The sequence below is a fragment of the Ferribacterium limneticum genome (assembly GCF_020510565.1).
GTDB classification, from domain to species: Bacteria; Pseudomonadota; Gammaproteobacteria; order Burkholderiales; family Rhodocyclaceae; genus Azonexus; species Azonexus limneticus_B.
On the sequence record NZ_CP075189.1, the window covers coordinates 4011989 to 4028441 of the forward strand.

A 16453-nucleotide genomic window follows, 5' to 3' on the forward strand; every position below is an offset into this window, starting at 1 on the left:
CTGTAATTTCACACAGTCTATCATCCTACCAGCCGTCCGCCACGAACGCGATAGCCGGCCGTCGCCAGCGCCCCCAGCCCCTGCCCGCCATGCGCGTGGCAGATGGCGCAGGCCAGCGCATCGGCGGCGTCTGCCGTCGGCGCGCCGGGCAGGTTGAGCAGACGAACAACCATGTCCTGCACCTGCTCCTTGGCCGCCTTGCCGTGGCCGACGACGGCCTGCTTGGTCTGCAGCGCCGTGTATTCGGCCACCGGCAGACCGGCATGGACCAGCGCACTGAGCGCAGCACCACGGGCCTGGCCGAGCAGCAGCGTCGATTGCGGATTGACGTTGACGAAGACTTTTTCGACCGCCGCCTGATTCGGCGCGTAGGTGGCGATCACTTCGCTGATGCCGGCGAACAGCGTTTTGATGCGGTCGGGCAGCGACTCCTTGTCGTTCGACTTGATGCAGCCGCTGGCGACATAAACGAGCTTATTGCCATGCATTTCGATGACGCCAAAGCCCGTGATCCGCAGACCGGGATCGATGCCAAGAATACGCGGTGCGGTGATGCTCATTTCGTCCTCGCCACCAGATAAACGCCACTCACGGCCACGACCATGCCGAATGCTGCGGTCAACGTCAAATTTTCGCCAAAAATGAAATAGGCGATCAGGGCCGTCGTCGGTGGCGTCAGGTAGAACAGGCTGGCGACATTGACCGCGCTGCCGCTGCGGATCAGCAGATTGAGCAGACTAATGGCGCCGAGCGAAAGAACGAGCACGAGCCAGCCGAGGGCGAAGATGAACTGGCCATTCCAGTCGATCCGGTAATCCTCGAAGACGGCAACGGCAATCGCCGTGACAATGGCCGTCGGCACGAACTGGATGACCGAGCCGGTGCGCAGGTCGAATTTCGGGCAGAAACGTTTCTGGTACAGCGTGCCGGCCGTGATGCCGAGCAGTGCGACGACCGCCGGAATCAGCATCGGCCCGAGCGCGCCGTCGCCGAGCTTTCCCGAAACAACCAGGCCGACGCCGACGAAACCGAGCCCGAGCCCTGCCCATTGGCGAGTGCTCACTTTCTCACCAAGCAGCCAGCCGGCGCCAAAAGCCGTCAGCAGTGGCTGCATACCGACGACCAGCGCCGTCACCCCAGCCGGCAGGCCGTGCTTGATGGCGACGAAAACGCCACCGAGATAAACGGCATGGACGAGCACGCCGGAAACCCCGATGTGCAGCCAGTCACGCGGCTTTTCCGGCCAGGGCGCCCGGGTCGCCAGGGCGATGAGCAGCATCAGCGTGATGACCAGCCCATAACGGCTGAGCAGGAAGGACAGCGGCTCGGCGTAAGGCAGACCGAGCTTGGCGCCGATGAAACCGGTGCTCCACAGGAAGACGAAGAGAAAGGGGTAAAAGCGTTGCATAAAGAGTCAGACGCTCAGTTCGCCGGTGCATTGCCGGCGGGTTTCGAGCAGCGTTTCAAAGAGGGTTCGCGCATCGCCGCTGGCCCGGTGCCGACGCAGCGCGAGGCGCGCTTCAACGACTGCCCGGGTGGCGTGCCACAGCGATTTCTCGCACTCGGACAGCAGTTCGCGGATATCCCGGAACTCGAACGAGGGCACCAGATCGGCCGCGTCGTACATCACGCTGAGCCAGACGTAGTCGTAGGACCAGGCGTCGCAATAGACACGCTGGCGGCGCAGGCCGCGGTTGAGCGCCAGACAGACATCGACGGCGGATTTTCCGTGGCTGGCCAGTTGTTCACGGGCGATGCCATGCACCGCCTCGGCCGAACTGTCCCAATGCGTCCACCCCGGTTCCGGACGGATCAGTGTGCAGAACGAGCTGCCGTCCGGCATGAAATAGCCGATCTCGACCGGATAGCTGCCCTTGCCGAAGCCCGAGGCTTCGATGTCGATGATGATAGGCAGCGTCATGGCCTGCCGCGCCTCGTGCGTCTCGGATTTCAGTCGCAGGCCGCCTGGCAGTTGGCCGCATCGGCGGCGCAGGCTTTGGCATCGACCACCTTGCAGGCGCCCTTGGTCCGGTAGGTGAAGTTGATCCCGCTCGGGTAGGTGCACACCAGCTTGGTCAGCTTGCCCTGCGCCACGACTTTCATGCTCGTCGCCTTGAGCCCTTTGAACTTGTCGGCCGGCAGATCGCAGGAGACATAGCCGTCGAATTCGCCATCCTTCGATTCCCAGCGCGCCGTGTTCTTCATCTGGCGATAGTCTTCGTAGCGAACGCATGAATCGGTCTGATTGGCATAGGCCTTGGCGTTATCGCTGCAATAACCGTTGTAGGTGAATTTGAGCTCTTCTTCGCTCGGGCAGGCATTGACCTGGACGGTGGCGGCCAGTTCGGGGCAGGCCAGCTGGCCGGCAGAGGCCGCAAGACTCAGCGTGGCAGCGAACAGGACAAGGGTGAGCGAACGTAGATTCATGGAAGTCCTTTGGCTGCAACGGCAATGCTGGGTCGAGGCGCGCCACCCGAGGGCGACGCACCTCGCTGCACGTCAGTCTTCGATGACGGCCGTGGTGTAGATTTCCTGCACGTCGTCGAGGTTTTCCAATGCGTCGAGCAACTTCTGCATCTTCACGCCTTCCTCGCCCGCGAAGACGTTTTCGCCTTCCGGCTTCATCGTCACTTCGCCGAATTCCGACTTGAAGCCGGCGGCTTCAAGCGCATCCTTGACGGCCATGTAGTCGTTCGGCGGGGTCAGGACTTCGATTGAGCCGTCGTCGTTGGTCGTCACGTCGTCGGCGCCGGCTTCGATGGCGGCATCCATGAGCGCCGCTTCGTCGGTCCCCGGGGCAAAAATCATCTGGCCGACATGCTTGAACTGGAAAGCAACGCAACCGTCGGAACCCATGTTGCCGCCGAACTTGGAGAACGCGTGGCGAACTTCGGCCACCGTGCGCACCTTGTTGTCGGTCAGGCAATCGACCATGATCGCCGCGCCGCCGATGCCGTAGCCTTCGTAGCGGATCTCGATGTACTCGACGCCCTCCAACTCGCCGGTCCCTTTCTTGATCGCCGTGTCGATCTTGTCCTTGGGCATATTGACGCCCTTGGCCTTGTCGACCGCGACGCGCAGGCGCGGGTTAAAGTTGATGTCGCCGCCGCCCATCTTGGACGCAACGGTAATTTCCTTGGCAATCTTCGAGAAGGCGGCACCGCGCTTCTCGTCCTGGCGACCTTTACGGTGCTGGATATTGGCCCACTTGGAATGACCAGCCATGCTGTTTTCCCTGAATGCAAATAACGAAGAAGGCGTGATTTTACTCGCCCGGCGGCTTCCCGTCAGGCCGACGTAGCACGCCAACTTACGCTATTTAACAAAGCGCCATCGCAGCGTTGCTAGAATGCCGGAATACCTTTCCCGCTGGAGTCTGCCGTCATGTCCGAACCCATGTACCTCGCCAAATCCGAAGACGGTTACCCGGCCCTGCTGCCGCAGATGGCCAACCGCCACGGCCTGATCACCGGCGCCACCGGCACCGGCAAGACGGTGACCCTGCAATCGATGGCCGAACGGCTCTCCTTCGCCGGCGTGCCGGTCTTCATGGCCGACGTGAAAGGCGATCTCTCGGGCATGGGCGCCGCCGGCAGCCCCTCGGAAAAGCTGCTCAAACGCATCGCCGAACTCGGTCTTGAAGGCTTCGCCCCCTACGCCAATCCGGTCGCCTTCTGGGACGTCTTCGGCGAAAACGGCGTGCCGATCCGTGCCACCGTTTCCGACATGGGCCCGCTGCTCCTTGCCCGCCTGCTCAACCTCAACGACACGCAAGGCGGCGTCCTGCAACTGGTCTTCAAGATCGCCGACGACCAGGGCCTGCTCCTGCTCGACCTCAAGGACCTGCGCGCCATGGTCCAGCACGTTGGCGACAACGCCAAGAATTTCACCACCGAATACGGCAACGTCGCCTCGGCCTCGATCGGCGCCATCCAGCGCGGCCTGCTGACGCTCGAACAACAAGGCGGCGACCAGTTCTTCGGCGAGCCGATGCTCGACATCAACGACCTCATGAAAGTCGATGAAAACGGCCGCGGCGTCATCAACGTGCTGGCCGCCGAAAAGCTCGTGCAAGCCCCGGCCCTCTACTCCACCTTCCTGCTCTGGCTGCTCTCCGAACTCTTCGAGCAACTCCCCGAAGCCGGCGACCTCGACAAGCCCAAGCTCGCCTTCTTCTTCGACGAAGCCCACCTGCTGTTCAGCGACGCCCCCCAGGCGCTGACCGACAAGGTCGAGCAGGTCGTCCGCCTGATCCGCTCCAAAGGCGTCGGCGTCTATTTCGTCACGCAGAACCCGCTCGACGTCCCGGAAAAAATCCTCGGCCAGCTCGGCAACCGCGTCCAGCACGCCCTGCGCGCCTTCACCCCGCGCGACCAGAAAGCCGTTCAGGCAGCCGCCGAAACGATGCGTGCCAACCCGAAATTCGATGCGGCCACTGCGATCACCGAACTCGGCGTCGGCGAAGCCCTGGTTTCCTTCCTCGACGAAAAAGGCCGACCGACCATCGTCGAGCGTGGCTTCATCTTCCCGCCCGCTTCCCGCCTCGGCCCACTGACCGCCGACGAACGCCAGGCCTTCATCAAATCGAGCCCGCTGCTCGCCACCTATGGCACCACGATCGACCGCGAATCCGCCTACGAAATCCTGCGCGGCAAACCCGCCGCCACGCAAGCCGCCCCCGGCGCCATCCCCGCCCCGCCGGCCGGCGGCAATCTCAACGACAGCGACTGGGGCAACAGCGCCAATCAGGAGCCGACGCGCCGCGAACCCGCCCCGCAACCCCGCGAAAGCGCCCCGGCACTGCAAGAATCCGGCGGCATCTTCGGCAGCATCGGCGACCTGCTCGGCGGCACCACCGGCCCGCGCGGCGGACGCCGCGAAGGCGTCCTCGAAAGCGCCGCCAAAAGCGCGGCGCGCGGCGTTGCCGGGACGGTTGGCCGGGAGATTGGCAAGCAGATTTTGCGGGGGGTGTTGGGGTCAATACTCGGCGGAAGGCGCTGAATGATAGTCAGCCCCGTATTCCCGTTTTCCCTAATTTGTGGCCTGACCGCGCTCGTATGAGTTTTGCCGTTATGCCTTTGGAGCAGCATGAACTTTATTGGACTTGATCCAGGTGGCCAGAAGAGCTTTGGCTGGGCAACCTTGCGTATCGGTGAGTCTGGCACCCCTGTAGCCCTTGAGACGGGTGTATCGTCAAGCGCGTCCAATGCGCTCAATGAAGCAAGTCGCTCGGGCGGCGCGATGCCCATAGCAGTCGGAATTGACGCGCCGCTTTTCTGGGTAATGGAAGGTGATCGCAGTGCTGATGCGTGCATTCGCAAGCTTGTTTGTGCTGCTGGCGGACACTCGGGCACAGTCGGGCATGTTAATTCGTTGCGCGGTGCATGCTTGGTTCAAGGCATACTCGCTGCACACCAAGTTGCAAATCTATGGCCGTCTGCCAGTGTGACGGAAGCACACCCGAAGGCTCTTCTTCGGGTCCATCCCGCTGCGAGTGACTTCCTCGAGCTATATCTTCCCAACCCGCCCACCGAGCATGAGCGCGACGCCGCACTCGCTGCATTTTCAGCTTGGGCCACAGTGGCGCATTTCTCAGGCTGGCGCGATCTCCTGCTAGATGAGACTGCCCCATTTTTCCCAAGCGGCCATGTCGTTTCTTACTGGTTCCCATGCCAATGAACAAAACAAGGGACAGACCGGTTACCCCAGCTCTCACCACGGCCTCCCTTTGCGCACGGTGTAAAGTATAGGCATGGCGCCTACAGTTCTTCGCGATGGTCAATTTCGGCTTTTCTTCTTTTCACGGGAAGAGCCACGCATCCATGTCCACGTGTCACACCCCGACGGCGAAGCCAAGTTCTGGCTGACACCGAACGTTCATCTGGCAACATCGGTTGGTCTCAACCAACGCCTGCTTCGCGAAGCGCAATCCATTGTCGAAAACCATCTTGGGGAGATTACCAATGCCTGGCACAGTCATTTCGGCGCCTGAAGTCACCCACGTTTCGAAACACGGATTCTGGTTGCTGCTGGCCGATGAAGAGGTTCTTCTGCCGTTTGAGCAGTTCCCCTGGTTCCGTCGCGCCACGATTGATCAGATTTCTCATGTCGAGTGGCCCACGCCTGAACATCTTTACTGGCCCGAACTGGATATCGATCTCTCGCTGGCGTCAATTCGCCAGCCAGACACATTCCCGCTGGTAGCCAAATCAGGGGGCTGAGAAAATGCTTCAAAAGCCAGCGTAAATTTATTCTCCAGATCGACTCAAGCCAATGGCGCAGAACCTCCTGCGCCATTTTCATTTTTGGGCGTTTTTTCCGGTTGACCGTGGCATCGGCGGTGAAGGCGCATAGGCGCCCCATTCGTGTGAAAAACGGGAATTTCAGCCGATTGAAATTGTCCACCACAGACGGAAAACGGCATGGCTGAATGCTGTGCCAGCGTTCAAAAACAGGAGGGAGATCATGAGCCAGACACTACCGCCCCTCGGCATTCAGCGGGTCAAGGTTGTTGCCCTGGCCGTCAGGGAGATTGATCGGGCCAATCGGTTCTATAAGGAAACGCTCGGCCTGGAGCCGGCTTTCGAGGGCGAAGAACGGGTTGGCTGGTGGCTGGGTCAGGTGATCCTGATGCTCAAGCCGGACTGGGCGGCGCCGACGGAACTCCCGAATCCACGCGTTACGCTGGCCACCGATCATGCTCCGGCAACGCAGGAGGCATTGCAGGCGCGCGGCGTTGTGATTGCCAACGAGGTGCAGGTTTATGGCGATTTCTACGTTGGCAGTTTTCTCGACAGCGAGGGCAACAAGCTCTGGTTTTGCTCACCCGCCGCAAAAACCGGAGCGGATGCCCGGTGAAAGGCGCGGCCTGACTTTGACGCCCTGATCGGCTCAACTCAAAACAATGGCGCGGAACCTCCTGCGCCATTTTCATTTTTGGCCCTTTTTTCCGGTTGACCGTAGCAATCCCGCCAAGCGGCGATTTCATGCAGTTAGCGCCTTGCTGGTGAGCCGACACCGGCATGTGCCGCGAATTCAAATGATATATATCAATATCATTTCTCTCGACGAAGATAAAATCGCCCGGCATTTTCATTTGGCATATTCCGGTGACCTTGATTTCGGTGGCCGGATGCCTTACCTGCGGCGCTGTAGTCAATACAGGCCTCTGTTCAATACACTCAAGAAAGCAATCTGAAAGTCATGCGTATTCTTCGACAAATGATGTACGGCCTGAGCATTCTGGCCATTGCTGTGTCCTCTCAGTCAGCCCTGGCGGCCAATGATTGGCAGATCAATTCGGCCGGTAGTGGCGCTGGCGGTGCGACGGCCGTCTCGGCGCTCGATGTCAACGGCGTAGGCTTCGTGCAGGTACAGCCTGACGACAACGCGCCGGGGTTGTTCAGTTTCATTGAACATGGCGCCTATCGGGCGCTCAACACGGATGGCAGTACGCAATTCGGTGCGCATGAAATCACCGTGAGCTATTCGGTTTCCGGTTCCGGCAACTTTCTTGACCAAAGTGCGCTGCGCATGTCGGCTGGACGGATCGATCTGTACTCCGACGCCAATCTCGATTTCGGCACCGGCGCGACCCATTATGGCGCCGACAATGGCACCCGCTTCGCCAGTTTCGAGATTGTCGACGGCTACCTGGCAAACGATCAGGGGCTGTTTATTGTGAACGCCCGCGGCATCGCCGGCAGCTTTGCCGAGGGTTATCTCTTCAACGCCGCCGGCACCGATATGGCGACTCTCTCGAACGTTCAGCTCGAACTGGCCCTGTTCAATCAGCCGAGCATCCCCGATGGTCCGATCATTTCGGGGATTGTCTGCGGCTTGGCCCAGGCCTGTTCGAGCGGTCCGGTTTCGCTCTCGCCCCTGGCGTATACCGTCCAGGACAGGGGCTCGGTGACCATTTCTGCAGTACCCGAACCCGAGTCGTCAGCCATGCTGCTGGCCGGACTCGGCGTGGTTGCCGCCGTTGCCCGTCGGCGTCGTTCGCAGCAAGGACCCGAGCACATTTGATCGACCGTTCTGCCCAATGAAAATGGCGCGACATCGTTCGCGCCATTTTCATTGGTGAGCCTTTTTTACGTTTCACGCCATAAATCCGGTTGACCGTGGGAATTGCCGATCCACGCAAAAAAACATGTCGCCACCACCCGACAAGGCAGATCGGCGGAGCTCGCCAAGCATTTGTTAAACAACAATAAATCGTCAGTCCTCTGCCCATCGGCGTATGACCATCGCGTTATTGTGCATGCCATTGGAATTATTTAGGCTTCGTTCCGGCCGTCGTGCCGCCGCTGCTTCAGGCGCGCCGCACAGACACCATCGTCAACCTGTTCTACAAAAGGAAGCTAACCATGTCTTTGATCAAATGGACCCCTGAGGAATTCGGCACCAGCGTCACGCAGCACGACGAGGAACACAAGCACCTGTTCGGGCTGCTCAACGGGCTGCATGCCTCGGTTGGCAGTGGCGAACGAGGCTCCATCGGCCGCTCCCTGGATGGCCTGATCGCCTTCGTCGCCCAACACTTCGGGGCTGAGGAGGAAAATATGCGCAAGGCCGCCTACCCGGCCCTGGATCTGCATCGCCTTGAACACGAAAAACTGGTGAAAACCTGCGTTAACCTGCAACAGCAGTTCCATGCCGGGGCCACCGAGATCACCGAGGAAACCACCGCCTTCCTGCGCGACTGGCTCAAGGAACATATCCCGCACGTCGATCGCAAATACGGCCCGACCCTCTCGTCCATGCAACCCTGAAAGTGGGGAGACCCCCGTCTCCCCACTCTTTTGCCGGACGGCCCTGCCGCCCGGTTTTTTTTGGCCATCATTTACGTTTCAGGTAAAAAATCCGGTTGACCGTGGGAATCAACGGACAGTCTGTTCCGCGACCTCCGCTTTGCCCGGACGCAGCAGGCCGGCCAGCATCGTCCATTCGTGCACGCTGAGTCCGAGCAGGATCAGGCCGGTCCCGAACCACAGCCGCAGGCCGATGCTCTCGCCGTTGAGCCAGTGACCGAGCAACAGCGCGATGACCGGCGTGATCAGCGTGATGAGCGCCACCTTCGAGGTTTCGAGGTGCTTGATCACGTAGTAATAGAGCGCAAAGCCGATCACCGAACCGAAGACGCCGAGGTACACGATGGCCGCCCCGGCGCGCGACGGGACCATCTCGGGCAGTCGGCCGTCAGTCAGGTACCAGACGAGGCCGAAAAAGGGCAACGCGACAGTCAACGTGCCGACGGTGGTGGCGAGTGGTGGGCTGTCGTCGCCGATATGCTTGAGCCAGACGAGGCAGCCGGAATAGATGAAGACGGCGACCAGCAACGCGACCAGACCAAGCAGCGCATTCTCATGACCGAGGCTGTCGCCGTTGATGAAAATCGTCGCCAGCCCCAGCGCGCCGAGCAACATACCAATCAGCTTGAGGCGCGTCAGTGAGCGCTCACCCAGGAAGAGCGCGGCGAGGAGGCCGGCGGCCAGCGGCGACAGGCCGAAGAGGACAGAAATCAGCCCGGAGTGAATGTAGCGCGCTGCCCAGTAGGTGAGCGCCATGGCGAAGAACAGGCCAAGGCCGCCGACCACATAGGCGCGACGCGCCCGGTCATGCAGCGGAAAACGGATGCGCCAGATGATGATGACAGCGGCGGCGACAAGGACGCCGATCAGCATGCGGGCGAAGACGGCAAGGGCAAAACCGGTGCCCTCGGTGCTCCACTGGATGGCCAGTGGCGTGGTGGACCAGATCAGGATGATGCCGAGATAGGCGAAGGGTATGGACACGACTTTCTCCGATTTAGTGAGGTTGGGGCGAGGGCGGATGCATGATGCGATCGGCGTTGTGACGTACTTTGGCGAGCAGGGTCCAGTTGGCAATACGGGTCATGGCACTTCCTTTCGGTGGGAAAAAACAGGGAGAAAACAAAAAGGCCGCGGGTTTCAAATCCGCGGCCTTTGCTGAAATCGGGTCAGAAAACGTCGACTACCTCACCCCGGGCCCCGGACAAACGGCAACGCGCCACGCACGCAGAACGCGGCGGCACGGGGCTTTCAGGGCGAACAGGGAAATTGCAGAAGTCATGGATTCATTTTGCCGGCATATTGTGCAGTGCGTCAAGCACCGGCTTGATCTGCGCGGCAATCGGCGTCGTCGGGCGTCCGATCAGCTGGCTCAACTGATGGCTGTCATCGAACAGCGCGCCCTGAGCGGCGCCGGCATCGGAGTCGGCGAGCAAGCCGGCAAAGCCCTCGGGCAATCCGGCGCCGACCAGCGCCGCCTTGAATTCGGCTTCGGGCAGGTTCTGGTAGACGACGGGCTGTCCGGACTGGCGCGCCACCTCGGCGGCCAGCTCGGCCAGCGAATAGCTGGCATCGCCGGCCAGTTCGTACACGCGTCCGGCCTGGTCGTCGGCGGTCAGCACCGCGGCCGCGGCGGCAGCATAGTCGGCCCGTGCGGCCGAGGCGATCCGGCCATCGCCGGCACTGCCGATCAGCGCCCCGAACTGCAAGGCCGTCGGCACGCTGGCCAGATAGTTTTCCGAGTACCAGCCGTTGCGCAGCAGCACGAAGGGCACCCCGGAATCCTTGAGCAGCGCCTCGGTCGCCTTGTGTTCGTCAGCCAGCCCGAGCGGCGACGTATCTGCATGGAGCAGACTGGTGTAAGCGATCAGCTTGACCCCGGCGCGGCTGGCCGCTTCGATGACGGCGCGGTGCTGCGGGAGGCGGCTGCCGACTTCGCTCGAAGAAATGAGCAGCAGCTTGTCCACCCCGCGAAAGGCGGCTTCCAGCGTCGCCGGCTGGTTGTAGTCGGCGTGCCGGATGTTCACCCCGCGCGTGGCCAGGTCGGCGACCCGATCCGGATTGCGCACGGCAGCGACGATTTCGGCAGCCGGCAATTTTTTCAATAACGCTTCGATGACAAGACGGCCGAGTTGGCCGGAGGCTCCGGTGATGGCGATCATGGTTGAAATTCCTTGGGTTGGTTGAGGAGAAATGGCAGAATATCAACCATACTAATTTTTAGTAAGTACGCACATAAAGGTAAGTACCCATGCACAACGACAGCACCCAAGTCGCCGAGGCATCTTCCACGCTGTCGGCCAAGATGCGCCGCGGTGACCTGTTCGCCGAGAAATGCCCGTCGCGCGACGTCCTCAAACACGTCACCAGCCGCTGGGGCGTGCTCATCCTCGTCGCCCTGCTCGGCGGCACCCACCGCTTCAGCGACCTGCGCCGCAAGACGGCCGGCGTCAGCGAACGCATGCTCGCCCAAACCCTGAAATGGCTAGAAGGCGACGGCTTTGTGGCGCGCAAGGCCTATCCGGTCGTACCGCCCCACGTCGAATACAGCCTGACCCCGCTCGGCCACGAGGTCGCCCTCAAGGTCGAAGCGCTGGCCGACTGGATCGAGGGGAACCTGCCGCAAATCATGGCCGCTCAGCCCACTCCCGAGGACTGAGCGGTGCCGGGGCGGCTGGCCAAGCGGGGAATCGCCAGACTGTCATCAAGCTGACGTAAAATAAGCGTTTTCTGATTTAGATTGGAGTCCGCCATGAAAGCACTTCTCCCCGTCGCCCTGTTGCTTGCCGCCCTGCCTGCACTGGCTCAAGACATCGGCGCGCTGACCGCCGAGACCAAGAAAGCCGTGCTACCGGTTGTCCCCAAGGTCGTCGCCGCCATGCAGGAAGCCGTTGCCGAAAAGGGCGTTACCGGCGCGATTCCCGTGTGCAAGGAACAGGCGCCGGAGCTGATCAAGGCCAAGCGTAAAGAAACAGGCTGGGACATCCGCCGCGTCAGCCTCAAGACGCGCAACGCCGAGCGCGGCACGCCGGATTTGTGGGAAGTTCGCCAGTTGGCCGATTTCAATATCCGCGCCGCCAATGGCGAGAAGATCGACACGATGGAGAAGAGCGAGATCGTCAGCATCGACGGCAAGCAGGTCTTCCGCTACATGAAGGCGCTGCCGGTCGGTGACGTTTGCCTGAAGTGTCACGGCGCGGCCGATGGCATGGAAGCCGGCCTCAAGGCCAAGTTGGCCGAGAGCTACCCGCACGATCAGGCCACCGGCTACAGCAAGGGGCAGATTCGCGGCGCGCTGACCGTCAAGCGCCCGCTGTAATTTCAGTGCCGCCCTTGCCGGCCAGATGGTCGAAAAGGGCGGCCGCCGCCGGGCTCAGCGCGGCGCGCGAACGAACGCATAGCTGCAGATCGCGTGGCGCCCACGGGTCGGTGATTTCTATCGTTTTTATGCCGTCGACCGTGGCAGAACGCGGCACCATGCCGATGCCGACTCCAGCCGCCACCATGCGGCAGACCGCGCTGAAACTGCGCACTTGAATGCGCACGTCGAGCCGGCTGCCGAGGCGGGCGGCATGGTTCATCATGAAGGTGTGAATGGCGCTGCCGGCGTGCAGGCAGACGAAGGGTTCGCTCAGCACATCGGCGAAGGCCAGTTGGCTTTTGTCGGCCAGTGGGTGGCCGGGGGCGACGATGAGGACCAGCCGGTCCTGCCGATAAGGGCGCGTTTCGACGCCGGTCAGCCCAACCTCCGACGCCACGACACCGATATCCACCTGCCCGGCCGCGACGGCCTGGATTATGGCCGGACTCGGCTGCTCTTCGAGGCTGACCCGGACACGCGGATGTTCGCGCAGGAAATCGCCGAGGTCTTCGGGCAGGAAGCAGTTGATGGCGTTGGTATTGGCAAACACGGTCACCTGGCTGTTCAGGCCGCTGGCGTAGGGCGCCAGATCGGCGTGCATCTGTTCGAGCTGGGCGAAGACTTGCCGGGCGTGGCGGAGCAGCGATTCGCCGGCCGCCGTCGGCGTCAGGCCGCGGGCATGGCGGGCGAAGAGCGGCACGCCGAGGGCGGCTTCAAGCTGCGTCAGCCGATGGCTGGCCGAAGACGGGGCGAGATGGACCTGTTCGGCGGCACGGGTCAGGCTGCCGCTGTCGGCGATGGCGGCGACGAGCCGGAGGTCGGGTAGATCGTAGCGCATGGTTTCGTCCATAACGAATGCTTGGTTTGGATAATACCAATTGCCCGTCGCGCCAATGGCGTTTTTAATGGCATCTGGCCAACATCAACCCGGGAATGGTTTTGGAAAAATCGAATGCTTACGGTGCAGGTCTGGCGCTCATCGCAGCGCTCGGCTTTTCGCTGAAAGCAATTTTCGTCAAGCTAGCCTATCCGTATGGCGTCGATGCCATCACGCTGCTCGCCCTGCGCATGGGTTTCGCGCTGCCGGTTTTCCTGTGGATCGGGCTGGCCGGGCAGCGGGCCGGCGCCAGCCTGACGCGCGACGACTGGCTCAAGCTGTTCGCTCTCGGCTGCCTCGGCTATTACGGGGCGAGCATTCTCGATTTCTGGGGTCTGGAATATATTTCGGCCGGCCTCGAACGGCTGATCCTGTTCACCTATCCGACGCTGACCATCCTGATTGGCGTGCTTTTTCAGGGCAAGCCTTTCACCCGCCGCGAAGTGATCGCCGTGGCGCTGTGCTACCTCGGCATCGGCTTCGCCTTCGTGCACGACCTTGGCCTCGGCGATGCCCGCAACGTCTGGATCGGCGGCGCGCTGGTCTTCGGCTCCAGCGTCTCGTATGCGCTCTATCTGTCGGGCAGCGGGACGATGATCGCCCGGCTTGGCGCCATGCGCTTTTCGGCGCTGGCCATGCTCGTTTCGTCGGCCGTCACGCTGGCCCATTTCTCGGCTTCGCACCCGATCACCGCCTTCATCCAGCCGCTGCCGGTCTATGGCTGGGGGCTGGCCATGGCCGTGTTCGCCACCATCGTCCCGGTCTTCGCCCAGTCGGCGGCGATTCGCCGGATTGGCGCCGGGCGGGCTTCGCTGTTCGGCATGGTCGGGCCGATTCTGACTATCGGTTTCGGCTGGTGGCTGCTCGGCGAAGCGATTTCGCTGGCCCAGATGGCCGGCGCCGGGCTGGTCGTCATCGGCATACTGATCGTCAGCCGCCGGTAAAAAGCTCGGGGTAGAATCCCGTGCATGATCGGCATCCTTCTCATCACCCACGGCAGCTACGGCGAGGCGCTCGTCCAGAACGTCTGCCATGTGCTCAACAAGCGCCCGCCGCAGGTGATGCAGCTCGGTCTCACATCGCAGGATGACCCGCTCGACATCCTGCCCATGGCGCGCGAGATACTCGCCTTGGTCGACAAGGGCGACGGCGTGCTGATCCTGACCGATATTTTTGGCGCCTCTCCGGCCAACCTTGCGCTAAAGTTGCTGGAACGTGGCCGCGTCGAAGGTCTGACCGGCGTCAATATGCCCATGCTGTTGCGCGCCCTGACTTACCGCGACAAGGGCATGGAAACCCTGCTCGTTCGTGCCCGCGATGGCGGCCGCGACGGCATCATCAACATGCTGGACCACTGAAAAATATGCTGACTACCGAAACCGACATCATCAACAAGCTCGGCCTTCATGCCCGCGCCTCCGCCAAGCTGACCCAGATGGCCGGCAAGTACAAGTGCGAGGTGTGGATGAGCAAGGGCACCCGCCGCATCAACGCCAAGAGCATCATGGGCGTCATGATGCTGGCCGCCGGCAAGGGTTCGAAGGTGACGCTGGAAACCAATGGCGCCGATGAAGCTGAAGCCATGGAAGCCCTGCTGGCGCTGATCGCCGACTATTTCGGCGAGGGAGAATAAGCCGCCATGAGCTTCATCCTGCACGGTCTTGGAGTTTCCGGCGGCATCGCCATCGGGCGGGCCATGCTCATGTCGCATGCGACGCTCGAGGTGGCCCACCTGACCCTCGCACCGCGCATGCTGGACAAGGAAATCGAGCGCTTCGACGACGCCATCAAGGCGGTCAAGGAGGAGCTCATCCAGATGAAGGAGAACACAGAGCACGCGCCGGCCGAGCTCAATGCCTTCATCGACATCCACACCATGTTCCTCGAAGACCCGGAACTGGCGGTCAAGCCGCGCGACATCATCCGTGAGCGCCGGTGCAATGCCGAATGGGCGCTGGTCCAGCAGATGGAGCATCTGGTCGACCAGTTCGAACAATTTGACGATCTTTACCTGCGCGAACGCAAATTCGATGTCGTGCAGGTCGTCGAGCGCGTCGTCAAGGAACTGCTCGGCCACCCCCGTCGCGCCACCATCAAGGCAGCCAAGAACTCGAAGGAAGAGGCGCTGATCATCGTCGCCCACGACCTCTCGCCGGCCGACACCATCGCCTTCAAGGACCACCGTTTCGCTGCCTTCATCACCGATGTCGGCGGCGCCACGTCGCACACCTCCATCCTCGCCCGCAGCATGGCGATCCCCGCCGTGCTCGGCCTGGAAAACGCCCGCGGCCTGATCCGCGACAACGAGCTGCTCATCGTCGACGGCATGCGCGGCGTCGTCATCGTCAATCCCGACCAGCGCGTGCTGGACGAGTACCAGCTGCGCAAGGAACAGATCGAGCTCGAGAGGAACAAGCTCAAGCGCCTCAAGACGGCCAAATCGGAAACCATTGACGGCATTCCGGTGCAGCTCTTCGCCAACATCGAGCTGCCCGGCGACGTGCCGATGGCGCTGGATTGCGGTGCCGAGGGGGTCGGCCTGTTCCGCACCGAATTCCTCTTCCTCGACCGCGGCGACATGCCCGACGAGCGCGAGCAGTACGAGGCTTACAAGAAAGTGGTCAAGGGCATGGGCGGCCGGCCGGTCACCATCCGCACCTTCGACCTCGGCAACGACAAGGACCTGCGCCCGAACAACAGCGCCGGCGACCGCGTGCAGACCAACCCGGCGCTCGGCCGCCGGGCCATCCGCCTGTCGCTGGCCGAGCCGCGGATGTTCCAGACGCAGTTGCGCGCCATCCTGCGCGCCTCGAAACACGGCCCGATCAAGCTGCTCATCCCGATGCTGGCCCACGCTCACGAGATCGACCAGACGCTGGCCGCGCTCGAACAGGCCAAATCGAGCCTGCGCGGCGAGAAGGTGACCTTCGACGAAAACATCCAGGTCGGCGGCATGATCGAGATCCCCGCCGCCGCGCTGGCCATCGGCATCTTCCTGCGCCGCCTCGACTTCCTGTCGATCGGCACCAACGACCTCATTCAATACACGCTGGCGATCGACCGCTCCGACGAACAGGTCGCCAACCTCTACGACCCGCTGCACCCGGCCGTGCTCATGCTACTCGCCCACACGCTGTCGATGGCGGAAAAAGCCGAGATTCCGGTTTCGGTGTGCGGCGAAATGGCCGGCGATCCCGACCTGACCCGCCTGCTGCTCGGCATGGGCCTGCGCATTTTCTCGATGCACCCGTCGCAGATTCTGAAGGTCAAGAACCGCGTCCTGAAGTCCGACGTCAACGATATCGCCCCCAACGTCCGCAAGATGCTGCGCCTCGACGAGCCGGGCAAACTGCGCGAAGCGCTCGACAAGCTCAACGGCGTTACCGCCGCCAGCTAAGGCGG

The 16453-nt window shown here is 62.0% G+C and carries 22 protein-coding genes; 14 read left to right on the forward strand and 8 right to left on the reverse strand.

The features are described 5' to 3' along the window. Nucleotides 1-20 precede the first annotated feature (20 nt). The 5 genes from ruvC to KI610_RS19290 all read right to left on the reverse strand — a co-directional run bounded on the left by ruvC (nt 21) and on the right by KI610_RS19290 (nt 3225). Nucleotides 21-560 (reverse strand): crossover junction endodeoxyribonuclease RuvC, encoded by a 540-nt coding sequence (gene ruvC, locus KI610_RS19270; protein WP_226496550.1) that lies wholly within the window; start codon nt 558-560, stop codon nt 21-23. After that, a complete protein-coding gene (locus KI610_RS19275; protein ID WP_226496551.1) occupies nt 557-1408 on the reverse strand; it encodes a DMT family transporter in 852 nt (283 codons plus the stop codon). Before KI610_RS19275 ends, ruvC begins: the two co-directional genes overlap by 4 nt. 6 nt (nt 1409-1414) lie before the next feature. Beyond that, the gene (locus KI610_RS19280; RefSeq protein ID WP_226496552.1) at nt 1415-1921 is read right to left on the reverse strand and encodes a 3'-5' exonuclease; all 507 of its coding nucleotides are present in this window, start codon (nt 1919-1921) and stop codon (nt 1415-1417) included. Nucleotides 1922-1950: 29 nt separating this feature from the next. After that, a complete protein-coding gene (locus KI610_RS19285; protein ID WP_226496553.1) occupies nt 1951-2427 on the reverse strand; it encodes a hypothetical protein in 477 nt (158 codons plus the stop codon). 72 nt (nt 2428-2499) lie between these two features. Continuing rightward, nucleotides 2500-3225 (reverse strand): YebC/PmpR family DNA-binding transcriptional regulator, encoded by a 726-nt coding sequence (locus KI610_RS19290; protein WP_226496554.1) that lies wholly within the window; start codon nt 3223-3225, stop codon nt 2500-2502. Between the two features lie 159 nt (nt 3226-3384). Between KI610_RS19290 and KI610_RS19295 the strand changes: the two genes are divergently transcribed. The 8 genes from KI610_RS19295 (at nt 3385) to KI610_RS19330 (ending at nt 8774) form a co-directional block, all read left to right on the forward strand. Then, nucleotides 3385-5001, forward strand: coding sequence for a helicase HerA-like domain-containing protein (locus tag KI610_RS19295; protein WP_226496555.1), 1617 nt, complete (start codon nt 3385-3387; stop codon nt 4999-5001). Between the two features lie 87 nt (nt 5002-5088). After that, a complete protein-coding gene (locus KI610_RS19300) occupies nt 5089-5679 on the forward strand; it encodes a DUF429 domain-containing protein (protein ID WP_226496556.1) in 591 nt (196 codons plus the stop codon). Between the two features lie 151 nt (nt 5680-5830). Beyond that, complete coding sequence (locus KI610_RS19305) at nt 5831-5992, forward strand: DUF4160 domain-containing protein (protein WP_264179110.1); 162 nt, start codon at nt 5831-5833, stop codon at nt 5990-5992. Then, nucleotides 5964-6221, forward strand: coding sequence for a DUF2442 domain-containing protein (locus KI610_RS19310; protein WP_226496558.1), 258 nt, complete (start codon nt 5964-5966; stop codon nt 6219-6221). The genes KI610_RS19305 and KI610_RS19310 overlap by 29 nt, the downstream gene beginning before the upstream one ends. A gap of 244 nt (nt 6222-6465) precedes the next feature. After that, nucleotides 6466-6858, forward strand: a complete 393-nt coding sequence (locus KI610_RS19315) for a VOC family protein (RefSeq protein WP_226496559.1) — start codon at nt 6466-6468, stop codon at nt 6856-6858. Between the two features lie 46 nt (nt 6859-6904). Next, entirely contained in the window at nt 6905-7198 is a 294-nt protein-coding gene (locus KI610_RS19320) for a hypothetical protein (RefSeq protein ID WP_226496560.1), read from the forward strand. Between the two features lie 5 nt (nt 7199-7203). Then, nucleotides 7204-8028 carry a flocculation-associated PEP-CTERM protein PepA gene (pepA, locus tag KI610_RS19325; protein WP_226496561.1) on the forward strand — a complete coding sequence of 275 codons (825 nt, stop codon included), beginning with the start codon at nt 7204-7206 and terminating at the stop codon, nt 8026-8028. Between the two features lie 341 nt (nt 8029-8369). Continuing rightward, nucleotides 8370-8774, forward strand: a complete 405-nt coding sequence (locus KI610_RS19330; protein WP_226496562.1) for a bacteriohemerythrin — start codon at nt 8370-8372, stop codon at nt 8772-8774. A 108-nt stretch (nt 8775-8882) separates the two neighbouring features. Here KI610_RS19330 and KI610_RS19335 read toward each other — a convergent pair whose 3' ends face one another. Both KI610_RS19335 and KI610_RS19340 read right to left on the reverse strand, forming a co-directional pair. Beyond that, nucleotides 8883-9797, reverse strand: a complete 915-nt coding sequence (locus tag KI610_RS19335) for a DMT family transporter (RefSeq protein WP_226496563.1) — start codon at nt 9795-9797, stop codon at nt 8883-8885. 302 nt (nt 9798-10099) lie between these two features. After that, nucleotides 10100-10975 (reverse strand): SDR family oxidoreductase, encoded by an 876-nt coding sequence (locus KI610_RS19340; protein WP_226496564.1) that lies wholly within the window; start codon nt 10973-10975, stop codon nt 10100-10102. Between the two features lie 89 nt (nt 10976-11064). Here KI610_RS19340 and KI610_RS19345 point away from each other — a divergent pair, with 89 nt between their 5' ends. Together KI610_RS19345 and KI610_RS19350 are read left to right on the forward strand one after the other, a co-directional pair. After that, nucleotides 11065-11472, forward strand: coding sequence for a winged helix-turn-helix transcriptional regulator (locus tag KI610_RS19345; protein WP_226496565.1), 408 nt, complete (start codon nt 11065-11067; stop codon nt 11470-11472). 93 nt (nt 11473-11565) lie between these two features. Beyond that, complete coding sequence (locus KI610_RS19350) at nt 11566-12132, forward strand: Tll0287-like domain-containing protein (protein WP_226496566.1); 567 nt, start codon at nt 11566-11568, stop codon at nt 12130-12132. Here the strand turns inward: KI610_RS19350 and KI610_RS19355 are convergent. Beyond that, nucleotides 12116-13024, reverse strand: a complete 909-nt coding sequence (locus tag KI610_RS19355; protein WP_226496567.1) for a LysR family transcriptional regulator — start codon at nt 13022-13024, stop codon at nt 12116-12118. The two genes, KI610_RS19350 and KI610_RS19355, sit on opposite strands and share 17 nt — an antisense overlap. A gap of 83 nt (nt 13025-13107) precedes the next feature. Here KI610_RS19355 and KI610_RS19360 point away from each other — a divergent pair, with 83 nt between their 5' ends. From KI610_RS19360 to ptsP, 4 genes are read left to right on the forward strand one after another with little or no spacing between them, the layout of a single operon-like run. Beyond that, a complete protein-coding gene (locus KI610_RS19360) occupies nt 13108-13995 on the forward strand; it encodes a DMT family transporter (RefSeq protein ID WP_226496568.1) in 888 nt (295 codons plus the stop codon). A gap of 24 nt (nt 13996-14019) precedes the next feature. Then, on the forward strand, nt 14020-14409 hold the full coding sequence (locus tag KI610_RS19365) for a PTS sugar transporter subunit IIA (protein ID WP_226496569.1): 390 nt from the start codon (nt 14020-14022) through the stop codon (nt 14407-14409). A 5-nt stretch (nt 14410-14414) separates the two neighbouring features. Beyond that, nucleotides 14415-14684, forward strand: coding sequence for an HPr family phosphocarrier protein (locus tag KI610_RS19370; RefSeq protein WP_226496570.1), 270 nt, complete (start codon nt 14415-14417; stop codon nt 14682-14684). 6 nt (nt 14685-14690) lie between these two features. Beyond that, nucleotides 14691-16448: a phosphoenolpyruvate--protein phosphotransferase gene (ptsP, locus tag KI610_RS19375; protein ID WP_226496571.1), complete on the forward strand. Its 1758-nt coding sequence runs from the start codon at nt 14691-14693 to the stop codon at nt 16446-16448. Nucleotides 16449-16453 lie beyond the last annotated feature (5 nt).